The organism is Citrobacter pasteurii (genome assembly GCF_019047765.1).
Lineage (GTDB): Bacteria > Pseudomonadota > Gammaproteobacteria > Enterobacterales > Enterobacteriaceae > Citrobacter > Citrobacter pasteurii.
In genome coordinates this window covers 3697492-3713965 of record NZ_CP077262.1, presented here as the reverse complement: position 1 = coordinate 3713965, position 16474 = coordinate 3697492, and the positions used below count along the sequence as shown (strand labels likewise).

The following is a 16474-nucleotide window of genomic DNA, read 5'->3' as shown; positions in this document are numbered from 1 at the left end:
TCCTTAATCCGAATATCCCTGTGGATGGCGTGATTGCCAGTGCCAGGTATCTTGTGCCATTTCATCCAGTGTACGCGTCACGCGCCAGTTGAGCTCGCGATCGGCTTTGCTGGCATCAGCCCAGTAGGCAGGCAGATCGCCGTCGCGGCGCGGAGCAAAATGGTAGTTCACTGGCTTACCGCAGGCTTTGCTGAAGGCGTTGACCACATCCAGTACGCTGCTACCAACGCCAGCGCCAAGGTTGTAAATATGTACCCCTTGCTTGCCTGCCAGTTTTTCCATAGCGACAACGTGGCCGTCGGCAAGATCCATCACGTGGATGTAATCGCGAACGCCGGTACCGTCTTCGGTCGGGTAGTCATTACCAAATATGGCCAGAGACTCACGGCGGCCCACGGCAACCTGCGCGATGTATGGCATCAGATTGTTAGGGATGCCTTGCGGATCTTCGCCCATGTCTCCTGACGGATGTGCGCCAACCGGATTGAAATAGCGTAGCAACGCGATGCTCCACTCAGGTTGTGCTTTTTGCAGATCGGTCAGGATCTGCTCGACCATCAGCTTACTTTTGCCGTACGGACTTTGTGGGGTGCCGGTCGGGAAGCTTTCAACGTAAGGAATTTGTGGCTGATCGCCATAGACGGTGGCGGAGGAGCTGAATATGAAGTTTTTCACGTTGGCGGCGCGCATCGCATTGACCAGACGCAGAGTGCCGTTGACGTTGTTGTCATAGTACTCCAGCGGTTTAGCAACGGATTCGCCGACGGCCTTCAGACCGGCGAAGTGGATGACCGTATCGATGGCGTGATCGTGCAGGATTTCGGTGATCAGCGCTTCGTTACGGATATCACCTTCGACGAAGGTCGGATGTTTTCCACCTAAACGCTCAATAACAGGCAGTACGCTGCGCTTACTGTTGCAGAGGTTATCAAGGATCACGACGTCGTGGCCATTCTTAAGCAACTGCACACAAGTGTGGCTTCCAATGTAACCGCTACCACCTGTAACCAATACTCTCATAATTCGCTCCGTTATGCCTATATCATGTAATGAAGATAGCATAACAAAGTTGTGAAAAGTGTGACATGGAATAAATTAGTGGAATCGTTTACACATACTGATTCTCAACGCCTGAATTGTATTTTTTGATTTTAAATCATTATGTTATTTAATGATTGCAGCTTTTGTCTGAAAAATCAGGTTTAAAAAAGGGCGCATTAGCGCGCCCCGGTATGAAAACTAACGCAGGGATGATTGCCGATAGGTGTAGATATCGCCTTCGGGCACAAACTCCAGTCGGTGGGTAATGCAGGCGGGTGCATCTTCAGCATGGTGAGAAACAAACAGCAGCTGGGTTTCACCTTCACCGATCAGAACATCCACAAAACGGCGGATCAACTGGCGGTTTAGCGGGTCCAGACCCTGCAAAGGTTCATCAAGGATCAATAGCGTAGGGTGTTTCACTAACGCGCGGACGATCAGCGCCAGGCGCTGCTGTCCCCAGGAAAGGCTGTGGAAAGGGGCGTCTGCAGTGCGTTTATCCATTCCCAGAATATCCAGCCACTGTTGTACCAGCTTGTGTTGTCTGTCTGATACGGCCTGATAAATACCGATGGAATCGAAGTAGCCTGAGAGAATGACGTTACGCACCGTGGTGCTTACCCGGTAATCCAGATGCAGGCTGCTGCTGACGTAGCCAATGTGCTTTTTAATATCCCAGATAGTTTCGCCGCTACCCCGACGACGGCCAAACAGCGTCAAATCATTGCTATAGCCCTGCGGATGATCGCCGGTGATTAAACTGAGCAGCGTTGATTTTCCCGCCCCGTTTGGACCGACAATCTGCCAGTGTTCACCTGGATTTACCCGCCAGCTCAGATGATGAAGAATCGGGCGATCGTTATAGGAAACGACCCCGTCGTTGAGCATAATCCGCGGTTCGTTCTCAGACAACATGCGGCGTACGGAAGGTTCATCCGGTTCAGGGAGGGTAATACCATCAAGCCGTTCACTGTGGGCAAGTTGGGCGATTAACGCTTGTTGCAGAAGAGCTGTTTTTTCACCGGTTTCTGTCAATGTGCAATCGGCGAGTACGCCAGCAAATTGCACAAAATCGGGGATCTCATCAAAGCGGTTTAACACCAGCACTAACGTAAAACCGGCCTGATGTAACGCCGCGAGCACCTCTGCCAACTGGCAACGTGAAGCCACATCCAGTCCGTCAAACGGTTCATCAAGGATCAGCAAATCGGGTTCAGACATCAGTGCCTGACAGAGCAGAGTTTTCCGCGTTTCGCCGGTGGAAAGGTATTTGAAACGCCTGCTAAGCAGGGCGGAGATACCAAACTGCTGTGCCAGCGCAGCGCAGCGGGCGGGGTCGTGAACCTCATCCTGAATGATTTCTGCGGTGGTGCGCCCGGTGTCGTCCTCACCGGGACTGAGAAGATCGGTGTTGTTTCGCTGCCACTCGTCGCTGACCAGTTTTTGGAGCTGCTCAAAGGAGAGTCGGGTTATACGCGCGAACTGACAGCGGCGCTCGCCTTTCAGGAGCGGTAATTCTCCCGCCAGCGCACGAGCCAGCGCGGATTTCCCGCTACCGTTCGAGCCAACAAACGCCCAGCAGTCACCCGCGTTTAACGTCAACGCATCTAACTGGAGCGTTTTTGTGTCGCTAAGACGAAACGTGCCTTGCGAAATTTGCAACGATGACATTTTGTATCCCATTATTTGCAGCGATTAATAATAGGGATACGTGTTCTTCAGGCCGATGTCAATCACTCAGCATAGTGTGGCGATAATCACTCTGTCCGCGTTGAAATAGGCAGTGACATTCGCGCCTTCTTGCAGCGATAGGGCATCGTCAGTCGGAACGGTGGCGCACAGCGTCTGTCCATCCGGCAAGGTCATTAACACTTCACACTGCTCGCTACTGCGTTCAATATGACTGATGGTGCCTTGCAATTGGTTGTCGGCGGCCTGAGCGATAGCATCATCCTGGGTGATCCCCACCCACGGCGCTTTCAACAGGATCAAGACTTCTTTGCCTTCATCAAGCCCCAGACGTTCACCGCTCTGCGCGGTAATCGCGACTTTCAGCCGGGTTGCGCCATCAGCCAGCAGGACGTCGACATGCTGCTGAACCTGGTCGTGGTCGCGCGCGGTGATAGTGCCAAACCATTGGTTACGCGCACTGGTTTGCAGTGAAAAACGAGAGATAGCCGCCAGCAGGCTATTAAGTGGAACCGCATCGTCATCGCTGAGAACATCGAAGGCTTTTTGCTGAATTTGCGCCAGCAGGTCGTACAGCTGAATCAGGCGCTGGCCGTAGCGGGTTAACACTGCACCGCCGCCGCCTTTGCCACCGGTGGCGCGCTCTACCAGCGTCTGCTCACTAAGCTGGTTCATTTCGTTAATCGCGTCCCAGGCGCTTTTATAACTGATACCTGCATCCTTCGCGCCCTGACTGATGGAGCCGGAAAGCGCAATGTGCTTAAGCAGAGAAATGCGGCGGGGATCGGCAAACAGTTTTTGCTGAAGTTTCAGTGTAAGTAGGATTTCGGCCTGCATAACAAGCTCCTGGCAAAAAAGGGTATTGTGACGGAAAACCGCGCCTGAGCAAAGCCGACCGCACAAAAGGGGAGTGCTTTTCTGTGTTATGTGGTTAGAATATAACTAAGGACTATATCTGGAGTTGACCATGTTAGAGTTATTGAAAAGTCTGGTATTCGCCGTAATCATGGTACCTGTGGTAATGGCCATCATTCTGGGACTGATTTACGGACTGGGTGAAGTGTTCAACATTTTTTCCGGTATCGGTCAGAAAGACCAATCCAGACAGAACCATTGATTCCCCGAACGCCCGCTTAGCCGGGCGTTTTTTATTGCTCATTATCCAACTGCGTTAGTTCCTCAAGATCCTGCTTTCCCTGCCGATATTTTCTTTGTGTAACCTCTAATTGGTAGTAATAACCACTGGGAAAATCCTGATTTAATCGTTATATTTGCGCCTACATAACGAAACGCAAAGGAGTTACAGATGGCACGTACATGGTTACGCTTGTTTGCAGGGGCAACACTTTCTCTTACCGTTGCCGGACATGCACTGGCGGATGAAGGTAAAATCACAGTGTTTGCAGCGGCGTCGTTAACGAACGCGATGCAGGACATTGCCGCAGAATATAAAAAAGAGAAGAACGTTGATGTCGTCTCTTCTTTTGCTTCTTCTTCCACGCTGGCGCGCCAGATTGAAGCAGGCGCACCCGCCGATCTGTTTATTTCAGCCGATCAGAAATGGATGGATTACGCGGTAGACAAAAAGTCTATCGATACCGCAACGCGCAAAACGCTGCTCGGTAACAGCCTGGTCGTTGTCGCGCCGAAAGCCAGTGCACAGAAAGACTTCACCATCGACAGCAAAACCAACTGGACCAGCCTGTTGAACGGCGGGCGTCTGGCCGTGGGCGATCCGGAGCATGTTCCGGCGGGCATTTACGCGAAAGAAGCGCTGCAAAAACTGGGAGCATGGGATACCCTGGCGCCGAAACTGGCTCCGGCTGAAGATGTTCGTGGCGCATTGGCGCTGGTTGAACGTAACGAAGCCCCGCTGGGCATTGTCTATGGTTCTGATGCCGTCGCCAGCAAAGGCGTAAAAGTTGTGGCGACCTTCCCGGAAGATTCGCACAAAAAAGTGGAATACCCGATCGCGGTTGTTGATGGGCACTCCAACGCAACGGTCAGCGCGTTCTATGATTACCTGAAAGGACCGCAGGCTTCTGAAATCTTCAAACGTTATGGATTTACGACCAAGTAATGATACTGACCGATCCTGAATGGCAGGCCGTCTTACTGAGCCTGAAAGTTTCTTCCCTGGCCGTGTTGTTTAGCCTGCCGTTTGGGATCTTCTTTGCCTGGCTACTGGTACGCTGTAAGTTCCCGGGCAAAGCGTTGCTCGACAGCGTACTGCACTTGCCGCTGGTACTGCCGCCGGTGGTGGTGGGGTACCTGCTGCTGGTGGCTATGGGGCGGCGCGGATTTATTGGCGAGTGGTTGTACGACTGGTTTGGCATCACCTTTGCCTTTAGCTGGCGTGGGGCGGTGCTGGCCGCGGCGGTGATGTCCTTCCCTCTGATGGTAAGGGCTATTCGTCTGGCGCTGGAAGGCGTTGACGTCAAGCTGGAGCAGGCGGCCCGCACGCTGGGAGCCGGGCGCTGGCGCGTATTCATGACCATTACCTTACCGCTGATGCTGCCCGGTATTATTGTCGGTACGGTGCTGGCGTTTGCGCGTTCACTCGGTGAATTCGGCGCAACCATTACTTTTGTTTCTAATATCCCTGGCGAAACGCGCACCATTCCTTCGGCAATGTACACCCTCATCCAGACGCCTGGCGGCGAAAGCGCGGCGGCAAGGTTATGCATTATTTCTATTGTGCTGGCGCTGATTTCGCTGCTCATTTCTGAATGGCTGGCGCGCATTAGCCGTGAGCGGACGGGGCGATAATCATGCTGGAACTTAATTTCTCCCAGACGCTGGGAACCCACTGTCTGACGCTCAACGAAACGCTGCCCGCCAGCGGCATCACCGCGATTTTTGGTGTTTCCGGCGCGGGCAAAACGTCGCTGATTAATGCTATCAGTGGTCTGACCCAACCACAGTCCGGGCGCATTGTGCTCAACGGTCGGGTACTGAATGACGTTGAAAACGGTATCTGCTTAACTCCTGAAAAACGCCGGGTGGGCTATGTTTTTCAGGATGCGCGTCTGTTCCCGCATTATAAAGTGCGCGGCAATCTGCGTTACGGTATGGCGAAAAGCATGGCCGGACAGTTTGATAAGCTGGTGGCGCTGTTGGGTATTGAACCGCTGCTTGACCGTCTGCCCGGCGGTCTTTCCGGCGGCGAAAAACAGCGTGTCGCCATCGGTCGGGCGCTGCTTACCGCGCCGGAACTGTTGTTGCTTGATGAGCCGCTCGCCTCGCTGGATATTCCGCGTAAGCGCGAACTGCTGCCTTACCTGCAACGCCTGGCGCGTGAAATTAATATTCCGATGCTGTATGTCAGTCACTCGCTGGATGAGATTTTGCACCTGGCGGACAAAGTGATGGTGCTGGAAAACGGGCAGGTGAAAGCGTTTGGTTCGCTGGAGGACGTCTGGGGCAGCAGCGTGATGCACCCTTGGCTGCCGAAGGAACAGCAAAGCAGCATTCTGAAAGTCAGCGTACTGGAACATCATCCACACTACGCGATGACCGCGCTGGCGCTTGGCGATCAGCATCTGTGGGTCAATAAGCTGGATCAACCGCTGCAAACCGCGCTGCGTATTCGTATTCAGGCATCAGATGTTTCACTGGTGCTGCAACCACCGCAGCAGACCAGTATTCGTAACGTGCTGCGGGCGAAAGTCGCGCAGTGCTATGACGATAACGGTCAGGTGGAAGTTCAGCTTGAGGTCGGCGGGAAAACGCTGTGGGCGAGAATTAGCCCATGGGCCAGGGATGAACTTGGGATCAAACCTGGCCTGTGGCTGTACGCACAAATTAAGAGTGTGTCGATTACTGCCTGATTACAGTAGGTGGGAATAGATAAATTTCGCGATGCTGTCGGTGGTGTTATCACCAATCACGATATTGGCGCGGGCTTTGACCGCGTCGTCCGCATTGCCCATCGCTACGCCGGTGCCTGCGGCTTCCAGCATGCTGATATCGTTAAAGTTATCGCCAAAGGCAATCACGTTTTTCATTGACCCGCCCTGGGCTTCAATCCACTGGGTCAGGCGTCGTCCTTTACTGTTGCCTTTACGGGCGATGTCGACCTGATCGTGCCACGACCATTCACACTCCAGCCCCAGCTGCTGTTCAACATGCTTACCAAACTGCTGCAGTTTCGGAATATCTTCATCGGTCAGGGCAAATTTCCACACGGCGTTGACGTCATGCGCCGCCTGCGCCAGCGAAGGTACCTGAGTGAAAGTAGGACGCTGTTCCGGCGGCAGAGTTTGCGCCCAGTTAGCGGTACGCACCACATGCCCGGTCGGGCGTTCATACAGCATGGCCTCATCCACATACATCAGTCCGTGGATCTGATGTTCATTCAGCATATCGATCAGCTGCAACGCCTGGTTAACCGGAAGGGGATCGGATTCCAGCACCTTTTTCGCCTGATAATCATACAAGTAGGTGCCATTGCAGCAAATTGCAGGTGTATCCAGCGCCAGTGCCTGATAAAAAGGATGGATGGCAACGTGATGGCGACCTGTGACAATGATAAGTTGGTAGCCTGCTTCTCTGGCGCGCGCGAGCGCCTCGAGAGAGGATGGCAGCAAGGTTTTTTTCGGGGTCAACAGGGTACCGTCTAAATCCAGGGCAATCACGCGTGCGGTCATAGTTTTTTCCAGATGAAGGTTGAGAATTTTGTCTGCTGGAATGGTACACCGAGACGGGAGCCGGACAAAATTCTGAGCCTTAATTAAGCATTCACCGTTAAAAGCGTCTACCTTAGGCGTGTGTCAGGCAATTGCAGCCACCTGCCAAAAAGCAAAGGAGTATTCATGAAGCAAACCGTTTATACCGCCAGTCCTGAGAGTCAGCAAATTCACGTCTGGAGCCTGAATCACGAGGGTTCTCTGACGCTGACGCAGGTGGTTGATGTGCCGGGTCAGGTACAGCCGATGGTCGTCAGCCCGGATAAGCGCTATCTCTATGTTGGCGTGCGTCCGGAGTTTCGCGTACTGGCTTATCGTATTGCGCCTGATGACGGTGCGCTGACCTTCGCGGCAGAGTCTGCGCTGCCGGGTAGCCCAACCCATATTTCTACCGATCATCAAGGGCGTTTCGTGTTCGTTGGCTCTTATAACGCGGGCAGCGTGAGCGTTACCCGTCTGGATGATGGCCTGCCGGTAGAGCTGGTTGACGTGGTTGAAGGTCTGGACGGCTGCCACTCGGCCAACATCTCACCGGATAACCGTACCCTGTGGGTTCCGGCGTTGAAACAGGATCGTATCTGCCTGTTCACCGTCAGCGATGATGGTCATCTGGTCGCCCAGGAACCCGCGGAAGTGACCACCGTTGAAGGTGCAGGTCCGCGTCATATGGTGTTCCATCCGAATCAGCAATATACCTACTGCGTGAATGAGCTGAACAGTTCAGTCGATGTTTGGGAACTGAAAGATCCGTACGGCAAGATTGAGTGCGTACAGACGCTGGATATGATGCCTGCTGATTTCTCCGACACCCGCTGGGCGGCAGATATCCATATTACGCCAGATGGTCGTCATCTGTACGCCTGTGACCGTACCGCCAGCCTGATTACGGTATTCAGCGTCTCAGAAGACGGAAGTGTGCTGACGAAAGAAGGCTTCCAGCCGACCGAAACCCAGCCGCGCGGTTTTAATATCGACCACAGTGGGAAATACCTGATCGCCGCCGGGCAAAAATCGCACCATATCGCGGTGTATGAGATTGCAGACGAACAAGGGCTGCTGATGGAGAAAGGCCGTTACGCGGTAGGGCAGGGTCCGATGTGGGTGGTGATTAACGCGTACTAACAACAGCGACGCCCGTCAACGGGCGTCGCTATCTGTAAGATTGATTGCGAATACTTTTGCTGTTTCTGCCTGTTTAATTCCCTTCTACAGTTAGCCGTACTCGCGTTTCTGCTGACGGTTTACGTTTCTTCCTTTTTCTGCATTAAACATCACTGAATTTTTGTGTAAAAAAATTTCCGGAAAATGGAGCATTTTTTGAAATTTCCCATTCAAAACATATTGTATCTTACAGAGTGATAAGAATCAATGCTGCATATATATGCTGTGATTCATTCAAAGTAGTGATAATTAAATGGATTATATTCTGGAGTAATAATATGAGTACAATTGATGTATTGAATACCGGAAGTCAATGGAGCACTGCGCCTGAAGTACAAAACTCAATTCCGAAGCAATTATGCAGAAACAAAACGGTAGGCAACTTTAGGGATAACATTAAATCTGTATCTAATTCTTCAGACAAAAAACTTTCCAGAGCTGCAACATTTCACACCATTCAACGTATTTCTGATTGTCGACCTAATAGTGAAACTACGGCCACTGTTAACGTGCCTCTAAAAGCGCAGGTTAGTGTCATGGGAACCCTGACCCTTGTTTCTGGCAGCGGTGATGACGAGAAGACCCTTAACTTACATGTGCCTGCTAAACATGTTGGTAACCCTCTGGTTAAATATCTGTTGGTAGAGAAGGATGGGGGGACTACATTTGCCAGAACGTTGGACAGAAAAGAAAGGATGACACTCATCGCTGATAGTGCCATCGATGATAGTACAGGAAAGGAATCAATCAATATTGACGGGGTTAAACATGGCGATAATATTATTCCATGGGATAATATAATTGCCTGGCAGGAACCTGAAGCAGAATATAGCACCTTTGACAAACCCAATGATGTTGTGAAGTTAAAATTATTTATCCGTGAAAAAGACCAGGACCAGGGAATCATTCTTAACGAAAATAATGCACTCCCTCCTGGCGTATTATGTGGTAAAGAATCGTTAGAGACACACTTCCCCACACTTCTGGATACATCAAAATTATTTCAAGAGAATAAAGTCAGTGTAGAATATGTAAATTCTCTTGTTCATGAATTTGGTAGTGGTGTTCCTGCCAGGGTTATAGATATAGGAATAGATGCTGATATCAAGGAGTCTTTTGGAAAGGATAAATTGTATCATTTGCAGAAAAATATCTATTTAATGTTCCGTAACTCTAATGGAAAGAATTGGGAAGCGCTACAACAAAGTAAACGCAGTGCAGGTTCAACGCGGTCTATAGCTAAAAAACACTACGCGAAAGGGATAGATGCACTGTGTGCGGACTGGCCTGCAAAATCCATGGAAGGCTGGACAGACAAAGATAAACTGCGTTGTGCAGTTATTGAGAATCTTGTTAAAGAGGGTCATCTTAAATTTATATCTAAAGCTGATGCGGAGAAATATCTTCCTACGATTTATCATGGTAAGAAATTCAATCAGTATATTAATACTGTTTACGCTGCTGACTCTGGCTATCGAACAGCTCTGAGTCGCATGGTGAACGATAATAATTTTAGCGGAATACAAGATGTTAAAACGGTATCTTCGAGAGCGGATAATATCAGGGGTGCTATTTCCAGTCTGGAGAAGTTGGGAGATCTAACCCCTAAACAAATCAAGCGCGAACTGAAACAAAAGGAAAAAGAACAGTCCGATTATCAAGTGAATCATATCATTCCGGATCGTGATGCCAAATCGGCAGAGTACGGACAAGAGATTGGTGAACTAAAAAGACAGTTGGCATTGTTAAAAAATAAAGCATATCGTAAAGAAATTACCTCACTTAAAATGGAGTTAAAAAAAATCATCGAAGCAGAACCCGGTAGTAAAGCAGAACCTGGTAGTGTGGAGCGTATGGTTGCAGATTGCCTTCAAGAGAAACATGTAGAAAATGCGTTTTCTCAGAAAGGTATTGATGCGCTCAGGGAATTGAGAGATAGCAAGATATCTGGGCTTCACAATCTTGAAGACAAGCATAAGCGAGAAATTTCAAGGCATGAAATCGCATGGCTGGACAACCATATTGAGACCTTGACAGTTAAGGAAGCTGCAAAAGCCTCTTCGGTAGTGAAGTCCTATTACAATCAATTATCTCTGAAAGATAAAGTCCTGTTTTTACAGCAAGAATCCACTCATGCATGGGATAAGTATGCCTCGTATTCAGGTAAAGAGCATACATCGGGCAACAGGGAATTGGCCAGAAAATATCATCATCTGGCAATCACCAGAGAAAGCCAGTTGAAGTATTTGCTTTCTTCAATAGAAAAAATGGTCGATATAAAAGGTGCCGATTTTACATTTTCATCTCATGCGCTTGAAGAGATCCGCTCGCTTAATGACGAAAAATTAAAATCTGTAAACGGAACGGATCATCAGAATAAAGAACAATGTCGCGCAACTGAGAAACAGGCAAAAAGGATTAATGAGTTTCTAAAATGGGCTAGTGATTTACCGCAAAATGCAAAAACTAACGCTACAGTAGGGCAACCCAGTCAGCCTGAAGCGAGTGAGCATATTGTTGATACGCAGGCAACTGAAGCTGCAGTGAGTCAATCCAGTGAGCCAGACCCGTTTATCGATATGTTGTCAAGCGAAGAGGAACTGGTAAATGAAGCTGCAGTGAGTCAATCCAGTGAGCCAGACCCGTTTATCGATATGTTGTCAAGCGAAGAGGAACTGGTAAACGAAGCTGCAGTGAATCAATCCAGTGAGCAAGAGCAGTTTATCGATATGTCGCCAAGCGAAGAGGAACTGGTAAACGAAGCTGCAGTGAATCAATCCAGTGAGCAAGAGCAGTTTATCGATATGTCGCCAAGCGAAGAGGAACTGGCAACTGAAGCTGCAGTGAATCAATCCAGTGAGCAAGAGCAGTTTATCGATATGTCGCCAAGCGAAGAGGAACTGGCAACTGAAGCTGCAGTGAATCAATCCAGTGAGCAAGAGCAGTTTATCGATATGTCGTCAAGCGAAGAGGAACTGGCAACTGAAGCTGCAGTGAATCAATCCAGTGAGCAAGAGCAGTTTATCGATATGTCGTCAAGCGAAGAGAAACTGGTAAATGAAGCTGCGGTGAGTCAGGATAAACCGATTGTTGGGGGTAATGAAACCCTTGCATCAAATGTATCGACTGATTCAACTGTTCCTGTGGGGGGGAGTTCTCCTGCGTTTACAATCAAATCTAATAATAATAAATATAAGTTAAAAGATATAAATGCTCTTGAGGAAAAGGCCAGGAAAACCTCTGATAGAGCAGAAAAAAAACGGTTGCTTGAAGAAATTAAAGAGCAAAAGTCAATATTAAGAAAAATGAATGTCTCATTTGAAAATATTGAGTTTACTGAAAACGGTATGGTCGTCACGGAATTGCAGATGCAGAAGCATTTGCTTGTGCAGATTAAATATTTTTATGATTCAAATGGTAAGTATGATGAAGATTCGACAGAATATAAACCAATATCGGGAAAGGGGAATCTTAAAATACCAGGGGTTGAGGGGACAATTGATACCATTCTAGGTTGTAGTTATAAAAGATCGCCTATTTTACTGGGTTTACCTGAGATTTTTCCAGATGGATATAGTAAAGAGGATATTATCGCTGTAAAGAAATTGGTTCCTAAAGATAAAAAATATGAAATCATCAGGACGATGAATAAATCAGAAAAAAAACATTTTCTTACTGCCGTTAAAAACAAGGAAGCAGATCATGCTGCTTTCATAAAGCGTGTTGTTGGTGATTTCAATAATTGTTTTCAGCAATCTGGTGTTAGATTAAGCATTGATACTAAAAATGCCATAGCTGAGTTGGAAGAAAAGTACGGCAAACAGTACATTCAGCGAATTATAAAACTCGCATCAAGTTGGGAAAAAAAGGTACAAGAGAAATCCACCGAAATAAAAAAATTGGAGCCCTTTGAACTTTCTAAGCCTGAATATTATAAACGTGAGTATCTAAAAAAAAATGAAGAGATGGCAAAAATAAAAAAAGAACGTGATGTCCTGTTTGATAAAATTCTTTTAGAAAAAGGATTGAAATTAACAGCTGGAAAGTATGATACTTTTGTTATGTTAATGCGTCCAGGTTCTATGCCGCATTCACTTTTGCATCTAATGAATGATACCACAGTGGGTCTTAACTACATTAGAAGTCGTTATGGTAAGGATAACAAAGTTGATTTTTTTTCTTTGACTTTTGATACTCCACTTGAGATCCCAATAGACTCTATTTTTTTACGAGCTGATAATCCGGGTGAGGAGATTACAGACGTTAAAGGTGTAGTTAAAAAATCTAGCCGCGCTAATGAAACTGAGATGCTGCTCCCCTCTGAGTACTTGATAAAGAAATTTGAAAATGTAAGGAATGGCAATGACACAATGCGGTATATGACCGACGGCAATGGTTCCATCACTATCGGGAGTGACAATAAAGAGTCTATGGACTTTGTTTTTGAACAGATAGAGTTATCGAAATTTAGAACTAAGCTCCTGACATCAGGACGAAAAGCATTTCCGTCTGGATATCCAGTATTTAACGATTGTCACCCATATACTATAAAACCGTTAGATAACGGAGGTTACTATTGCTTTGATGATGAGAAATATGATCTACTACTAGCAGCTGAAGCTGCTAAATCAGCGTCGTCATCAGTAAACGAAAACGTGGCGCAGGCGTTACCGCTGCAAACCCAGACGCCATCTCAATCATTGCAAGAAAATAATGTAATTGGCAAAACGATGAGTAGCCGGGAAATCCGCCGTCTACAGGAGTCCTCTCGTTTGCCTGTCAGCAACAGCAATGAAACTTCTATTCAAAAAAATGAACAGCTAGTGGAAAATAGTCAGAATACCGGCAACATTAAACGCCAGGAGCCCTCCACTGAGGATAAGGGCACGCTTAAGGCGTTCATACGTAATACTGTGCAAAATTCATCAATGGATGTGAAAGCTGAATTTGAGATTTCTGCACTTACTGAATTTGTAAAATTTGTATATAAAAAAGAAATAAACATCATTGAAGTCCCAGAAAGTTACTCGGAGAAAGAACGAGAAAAAATGTTTCACGATATTAAAGTAAGTAATAAAGACCATAAGAAGATTTCCATACTGGATTACGGCAATGGCTCATTCCAGCTAGTGGCCAAGAATTCTGAAAAAGAAAGTATTTTTGAGGCAGTGAGTCGAGCATTACCTAAAGAAAAAAATAGCCCTCCGCTGAAACATCAGTCTTATGCGCGCCTCGCAACAAAAAGAGCTGGAGATTTAGCTTCTTATTCTACCCGTGATCATATTCCACTGGACGACCTCCTGAACGAAAATTACGATTTGAATACAGTTCTCAATATGAGAACTCCAACACTAACAAATGGTGGGAAAAATGATACAAAGATAAAAGAAATAAAAGAAATGAAGGCTATTTTTTCAACTATAAAATCTGGAGATGTCATGAGTGTAATAAAGCCTCTCGGGGATACGTATCTTCCAGGCGGGCTATCTGAATGGCCGAGTGAACCTAAATGGCCGCAAACTGTCAAAATTTCTAATCCTGAAGAGCCGCAAACTGTCAAAATTTCTAATCCTGAAGAGCCGCAAACTGCCAAAATTTCTAATCCTGAAGTGCCACAAACTGGCAGAATTTCTAATTCTGAAGTGCCGCAAACTGGCAGAGTTTCTAATTCTGAAGTTGCGTTAACTAAACAAGAAGAATTGCGGAATAAAATTCTCAGTAAAATTGATTTTAAGAAGTTTCATTCGCAAATTGATGGCGAAATAGCTGTTTTAGCTCTTTACTCATATTTGGCAAGTGAAGGCATTCGTCTTAATGTTCTTAACTCAGTTGGTAATAACCTTGTAAATCGAGTTAATTTTAACTCGGCATCAGTATCTAGACAATTAGATATAGGGACGAAGTGGAAAACTGAAAAGGATATTTACGTTGTTTTAAAAAACGGACATTATAATGGCTTTAACCTATCTGTTCCGGTACCCCGTGATGGTAACTGTCTTTTTCATTCTGCGGCGGCGATGTTAAATGCAACTGCAAAGGAGCATGAGTCTGTAATGGATGGTGTCACGCTCAATTCCATGACAAAAGCATATCTGAAAGACAATTTCAATAAGTTTATTACGGCATTCTTTAATCCTGATGATGAATCCGAAATTGAATCGGAGATAGATGAAGAACTTAAAACGCATTCTGAAGAACTGTTCAGTCTTGTGAAAGAATATAAACAATTCATAACTAAAACAACAGAACCTGCCGCTCTACAGCCTGCAGTTAGCAAGACTCTGAAACACAGTCTCAGCAAAAGAGACATCGCCCGCAAGAGCCTTTCTTCCGGGCAATCAGTCTAAGTTGATAGACATGTTCAGGGATGGCGGTAAGCCATCCCTTTTTGCTATTACTGCTTCGGCTCAGCAACCACTTTGCTACCAATACCGCGGTTGTTGTATTCCCACATGCGGTTGAAGTTGGTGTCGTTCAGGTTGCGCTGAATTTCACCTTTGTCATCTTCCGCACCGGTGTTCCCGGCAAACGGACGTTTTGCGATAACGCTGTCAGCCCAGGGTTTCGCCATGTTAAAGCCTTCGTTAATCACGCTGTCGCGAATAACCACCTGACCGTTAGTGTTAGCATCGACATCCAGCGAGCGGCCTAGTTGCGCGACGCCATCGCCTGCTGCAGTAAAGCGGCTGTTGGTGGCGAGGAAACCGTAGTAAATGTTTGACAGGGTAGCCGGTGCAAACACGTAGGCTTCCTGCTGGGTGCGGGAGTTCACTACGCGGAAATCGGTGTTATCGAACACCACTGCGCCGCGACCAGAAACAATATCCACATCGCCTTCAATGTAGCTGTTAGTCACCAGCGTACGCGGTTGACGATCGTTCTCCAGACGGTTTTGTACGCCGCTGTTAGTCACGAAGAAGGTGTTCTGACGACCCAGAATATTGACGTTGTTGATCTGCACTTTATCGCCATCGGTACGCAGGGCAACGGCCGGGTGATTACCCGCATCCACGCTGTCACCGAGGTTATTTTCGATGGTCAGGTTCTGTAATTGCAGGCCGTTGTTTTGCGACCAGACGACCGCAGAACACAGCACGCCAATGTTGGTACCGCGTTTGTTCTGGCAATTATCAAACATGTACCACGCAGGTTTGCCCGGCATGTATTTACCGCCAGGGTTTACCGTGCGACGCCAGTCCGCGGTGCTCATTTCACCGTCAATAGCCTGGCCAATCTTCACATCAAGCGGTTTTTCGCCCATACCGTACAGCGTCAGGCTTCCCGTTGCTGCCGGAATGTAGACCGTGCCCTGATACTCGCCTGGCATAATCGCGATGTACTGACGTTTGTTGGTACGTTTAATGATTGCCGCATCAACCGCGGCCTGAATGCTGGTATGCGTCACACCCTGGGTGCCTGCCGGGCCAACGACAAAGTCAGGCTGCGCGGGCAAAGTAATAGAAGAGGGGCTCCACGGCGCAGAGTTTGGCGTCAGCGCGGAAAAATAGTGCGCAGCGACGAAATTTTTCGCTTCATTGGCCGACAGAATCGGGCGCATAGACGTTCCTGGCGCGGTCTGATCGGAAGGAATTTGATCGGGCGGTGTAGAGCTACAGGCGGTCAGCGTCACGCCAAAAGCCATAGCCAGCGCCAGACGGGAAACTGATGAAATGTTCACAGGTTGCTCCGGGCTTTGAAAGTTATCCATTGAAGCCTGCTTTTTTATACTAAGTTGAGCGAAACGGGAAGGTGAAAAGGTAAAAAGTTGTTTTTTATAGCAGCAATCTCGGGTGTAGAGAGTCTTTATATCACAATTAGATAACAATTTTGGTTCTTCAGGTTGACAACATCCACAGGATGCAAAATAAATGTCTATACAACCTATGACAAGTGGT

Annotated in this window: 11 protein-coding genes; 6 read left to right on the top strand and 5 right to left on the bottom strand. The window is 47.7% G+C overall.

The genetic code is table 11. The features are described from left to right. Positions 1 to 3 precede the first annotated feature (3 nt). The 3 genes from galE to modE all read right to left on the bottom strand — a co-directional run bounded on the left by galE (position 4) and on the right by modE (position 3567). A complete protein-coding gene (gene galE, locus I6L54_RS18090; protein WP_040232497.1) occupies positions 4 to 1020 on the bottom strand; it encodes a UDP-glucose 4-epimerase GalE in 1017 nt (338 codons plus the stop codon). Positions 1021 to 1239: 219 nt separating this feature from the next. Further along, entirely contained in the window at positions 1240 to 2712 is a 1473-nt protein-coding gene (gene modF, locus I6L54_RS18085) for a molybdate ABC transporter ATP-binding protein ModF (RefSeq protein WP_005125422.1), read from the bottom strand. A 66-nt stretch (positions 2713 to 2778) separates the two neighbouring features. Further along, a complete protein-coding gene (gene modE / locus I6L54_RS18080; RefSeq protein WP_040232496.1) occupies positions 2779 to 3567 on the bottom strand; it encodes a molybdenum-dependent transcriptional regulator in 789 nt (262 codons plus the stop codon). 130 nt (positions 3568 to 3697) lie between these two features. Between modE and I6L54_RS18075 the strand changes: the two genes are divergently transcribed. The 4 genes from I6L54_RS18075 to modC all read left to right on the top strand — a co-directional run bounded on the left by I6L54_RS18075 (position 3698) and on the right by modC (position 6560). After that, positions 3698 to 3847 (top strand): AcrZ family multidrug efflux pump-associated protein, encoded by a 150-nt coding sequence (locus tag I6L54_RS18075; RefSeq protein WP_003023026.1) that lies wholly within the window; start codon positions 3698 to 3700, stop codon positions 3845 to 3847. Positions 3848 to 4036: 189 nt separating this feature from the next. Then, a complete protein-coding gene (gene modA / locus I6L54_RS18070; RefSeq protein WP_005125419.1) occupies positions 4037 to 4810 on the top strand; it encodes a molybdate ABC transporter substrate-binding protein in 774 nt (257 codons plus the stop codon). After that, positions 4810 to 5499 (top strand): molybdate ABC transporter permease subunit, encoded by a 690-nt coding sequence (modB, locus tag I6L54_RS18065; RefSeq protein ID WP_005125418.1) that lies wholly within the window; start codon positions 4810 to 4812, stop codon positions 5497 to 5499. Before modA ends, modB begins: the two co-directional genes overlap by 1 nt. A 2-nt stretch (positions 5500 to 5501) precedes the next feature. Then, positions 5502 to 6560, top strand: coding sequence for a molybdenum ABC transporter ATP-binding protein ModC (gene modC, locus I6L54_RS18060; RefSeq protein WP_040232493.1), 1059 nt, complete (start codon positions 5502 to 5504; stop codon positions 6558 to 6560). On the opposite strand, the gene I6L54_RS18055 is transcribed toward modC, so the two are convergent. Next, positions 6561 to 7379 carry a pyridoxal phosphatase gene (locus I6L54_RS18055; protein WP_040232492.1) on the bottom strand — a complete coding sequence of 273 codons (819 nt, stop codon included), beginning with the start codon at positions 7377 to 7379 and terminating at the stop codon, positions 6561 to 6563. Between the two features lie 165 nt (positions 7380 to 7544). Between I6L54_RS18055 and pgl the strand changes: the two genes are divergently transcribed. Beyond that, a complete protein-coding gene (pgl, locus tag I6L54_RS18050; protein ID WP_040232491.1) occupies positions 7545 to 8540 on the top strand; it encodes a 6-phosphogluconolactonase in 996 nt (331 codons plus the stop codon). A gap of 317 nt (positions 8541 to 8857) precedes the next feature. Continuing rightward, complete coding sequence (locus I6L54_RS24395) at positions 8858 to 14926, top strand: OTU domain-containing protein (RefSeq protein ID WP_246600987.1); 6069 nt, start codon at positions 8858 to 8860, stop codon at positions 14924 to 14926. Positions 14927 to 14973: 47 nt separating this feature from the next. Here the strand turns inward: I6L54_RS24395 and I6L54_RS18040 are convergent, their stop codons facing one another. Then, the gene (locus I6L54_RS18040; RefSeq protein ID WP_005123771.1) at positions 14974 to 16257 is read right to left on the bottom strand and encodes a putative acyl-CoA thioester hydrolase; all 1284 of its coding nucleotides are present in this window, start codon (positions 16255 to 16257) and stop codon (positions 14974 to 14976) included. Positions 16258 to 16474: the final 217 nt, after the last annotated feature.

Coding starts and splice junctions, on each gene's coding strand:
- galE (WP_040232497.1), bottom strand. CDS start 1,020: ATGAGAGTATTGGTTACAGGTGGTAGCGGTTACATTGGAAGCCACACT.
- modF (WP_005125422.1), bottom strand. CDS start 2,712: ATGTCATCGTTGCAAATTTCGCAAGGCACGTTTCGTCTTAGCGACACA.
- modE (WP_040232496.1), bottom strand. CDS start 3,567: ATGCAGGCCGAAATCCTACTTACACTGAAACTTCAGCAAAAACTGTTT.
- I6L54_RS18075 (WP_003023026.1), top strand. CDS start 3,698: ATGTTAGAGTTATTGAAAAGTCTGGTATTCGCCGTAATCATGGTACCT.
- modA (WP_005125419.1), top strand. CDS start 4,037: ATGGCACGTACATGGTTACGCTTGTTTGCAGGGGCAACACTTTCTCTT.
- modB (WP_005125418.1), top strand. CDS start 4,810: ATGATACTGACCGATCCTGAATGGCAGGCCGTCTTACTGAGCCTGAAA.
- modC (WP_040232493.1), top strand. CDS start 5,502: ATGCTGGAACTTAATTTCTCCCAGACGCTGGGAACCCACTGTCTGACG.
- I6L54_RS18055 (WP_040232492.1), bottom strand. CDS start 7,379: ATGACCGCACGCGTGATTGCCCTGGATTTAGACGGTACCCTGTTGACC.
- pgl (WP_040232491.1), top strand. CDS start 7,545: ATGAAGCAAACCGTTTATACCGCCAGTCCTGAGAGTCAGCAAATTCAC.
- I6L54_RS24395 (WP_246600987.1), top strand. CDS start 8,858: ATGAGTACAATTGATGTATTGAATACCGGAAGTCAATGGAGCACTGCG.